This is a genomic window from Micromonospora sp. M51 (genome assembly GCF_018070305.1).
In the GTDB taxonomy this organism is placed as follows: Bacteria; Actinomycetota; Actinomycetes; order Mycobacteriales; family Micromonosporaceae; genus Micromonospora; species Micromonospora parva.
Window position 1 is genome coordinate 1 of record NZ_JAGPXZ010000845.1, and the last position, 2,434, is coordinate 2,434.

At 71.9% G+C, this 2,434-nt stretch carries 1 protein-coding gene and 1 pseudogene; both read right to left on the reverse strand.

What is annotated here, in order from left to right; translation table 11 throughout:
- The coding region (locus KBX53_RS29645) for a DUF3488 and transglutaminase-like domain-containing protein (RefSeq protein ID WP_247676422.1) at positions 1-1,872 on the reverse strand (1,872 nt) is incomplete at its 3' end.
- 16 nt (positions 1,873-1,888) lie between these two features.
- Positions 1,889-2,434 (reverse strand): annotated as a pseudogene (locus KBX53_RS29650) (DUF58 domain-containing protein); the annotation flags it as partial.

A 2,434-nucleotide genomic window follows, 5' to 3' on the forward strand; every position in this document is an offset into this window, starting at 1 on the left:
CAGTGCCACCAGGCCCGCCGCCCACCAGGGCCAGACCGGTGGCTGCTCGTCCGGCGTCGTCCCACCGGCTGCGAACCCCTCGTCGGTTTCCCGGTCGGCGTTGTCCGGGCTGGAGGGCCCGGCCGAGGCTCCCGGGTCCGTCGGGGTGGTCGGGACCTCAGTGTCCGGGCTGGGCGTCTCCGGTGCGTCGTTGTCCGGCGCCCAGGGCGACCGGGTCGCGCCGGGCACCCCGTACGCCGGGGTGGCGTCGAACGGCACCCAACCGGCCCCGTCGAAGTAGACCTCGGTCCAGGCGTGCAGATTGAGGTTGGTCAGCGTGTAGGTGTCACCGTCGCGCTTGCTGCCGTTGGTGAACCCGAACGCGACCCGGGCCGGGATGCCGGCCGAGCGGACCAGCCAGGCCATCGCGGCGGCGTACTGCTGGCAGTAGCCGACCTTGTTGGTCAGGAAGTTGACGATGTCCTGACCGCTGCTGCCGCTCTCGGTGCTCAACCGGTAGCTGAACCCGTTGTCCGCCGAGAAGTGCTGGTAGATCGCCAACACCCGGTCGTAGTCCGTGCGCTTGCCCTGGATCAACCCCTTGACCAGCTCCTCCACCTCGGGCACCGGCGCGGGGGTGGCGGTCATCTGGCGGCGTACGGGATGGTCGGCCGGCAGTGGCTGCGCGGCCCGCAACGCCGCCTGCGTGAAGGTCGAGCGGACGTAGTCGAAGGAGTACTTCCGGCCCCGGGAGTTCTCCCGGTTGGAGAAGACCACCTGCTGGTTGGTGTCGTAGAGCCAGTTGTCGCTGAGGTCGTCGGTGCGGGTCGGCTCGGCGTACACCGGCATCAGCGACATGCTGAGGCTCTTGGTGACCTCGACCGTCGCCTGGTAGGTGGCCTGCTGCACGCCTGGGCCGGCCCTCTCGGCCGGGTTCGGCAGGTCCCGGTTCACCGACCGGCCGCTGGGGTTGCGCGCCTGGAAACCGCTGGGGCGCAGCTCGTCGGCGACCGCGTAGCGCAGGTAGAACGGGTTCTGCTCGGACGTCTTCACCTTCACCAGGTCGGCTACCTGGGACTGGTTGAGCTGGCCGGCGAGCGAGGCGAACAGGTCGATCCGACCCGACGTGCCACCCGAGCCGCCGTTGCCCGACCCTCGGCTGAGCGAGTCGAGCAGCCCGCCGGTCATGCCGGGCACCGCCAACGGCAGCAGCACCGCCAGGGCCACCCCGACCGCCGCGAGCCGGCGGCCGGCGGACGCCAGCGGGGAGGCCTCCCACACGTCGACGTCGCGGCCGTCACCGGTGAACCGCCGCCCGAAGCGGCGTACGCGGTCGACGTTGTCGGTGACCAGCAGCCAGAGGTAACCGGCGGCGCCCACCACGAACGGCACCGCGGGGACGCTGTCGACGTAGACGGCGACCGGCACCGAGTAGATGGCGAGCATCGGCAGCCCGGCCAGGGCGGGCCGACGCAACCCCACGGCCAGCACGTCCACCAGCACGGCGACCGCACCGACGCCGAGGACGGCGATGAACAGCAGCGGGTCAGTGTCCGGGACCTCGACCCCGTACGAACGCATGTCCTGCATGGAGCCGGCGAGCAGGTCACCGAAGTACGCGAATGTGCCCGGGGTCGGCAGGATCGCGAGCAGCTCCTCGCCGCTGGGGAACAACCAGGTCAGGGCAAGCATCAGGCCGGCCAGCATGCCCAGCACCTGACCCCACAGCGGTGCCCGGACGAGTCGGGTCAGCGCGGCCACCCCGGCCACCACGGCGACCGCGATGATGGACTCGATCAACCACGTCCAGCCCTGGAAGATGGCCGACAGCGGTGCGGCGGCCAGCAGCGTGGCCCCCGCCGCCACCACGCCGATGTTGCGAGTGCTGATCATGAGGGGAGCCTTCCGGTCATCGCACCCCGCCGGCGACCGTCTCGGCCAGCGCGGCGCGCATGGCGATCCCCTGCGCACCCCGGCCGGCCTGCGGCCACTGCGCCGGGAGCCGGCCGCCGTGGTCGTCGCCGACCACCCGCCAGCCACTCTGCAACATGGCGAGGACGGCGGCGGCGTGCGCGTGTTCCGCCTCGGCGCGGGCCTTCTCGGGCAGGCTGAGCCAGGTGGAGCTGTTCAACAGGAAGCCGACGCAGGTGGCGTTGTTGCCCCGCAGCCCGGCCAGCAGCTCCGCCTCGGCGACGCTGACAGTGCCGAACAGGCCGATGATCAGACCACCGTCGGAGCGCTGGCGGACCCGCTGCACGAGGCCGGTGACCTCGGCACGCTGATCCAGTCGTACCTCGGCCAGGTGGTCGAGCAGCGCCCCGTCCCCGCCGGCCTCCGAGGCGTCCACGTCCGCCCCCGCGCCGGTGACCAGCCGCAACTTGTAACCGGCCTGCCGCAGGTGGACGGCGATGCTCGCGGCGGCCGAGACCGCCCACTCGAAACTGGCCGTCGGCCC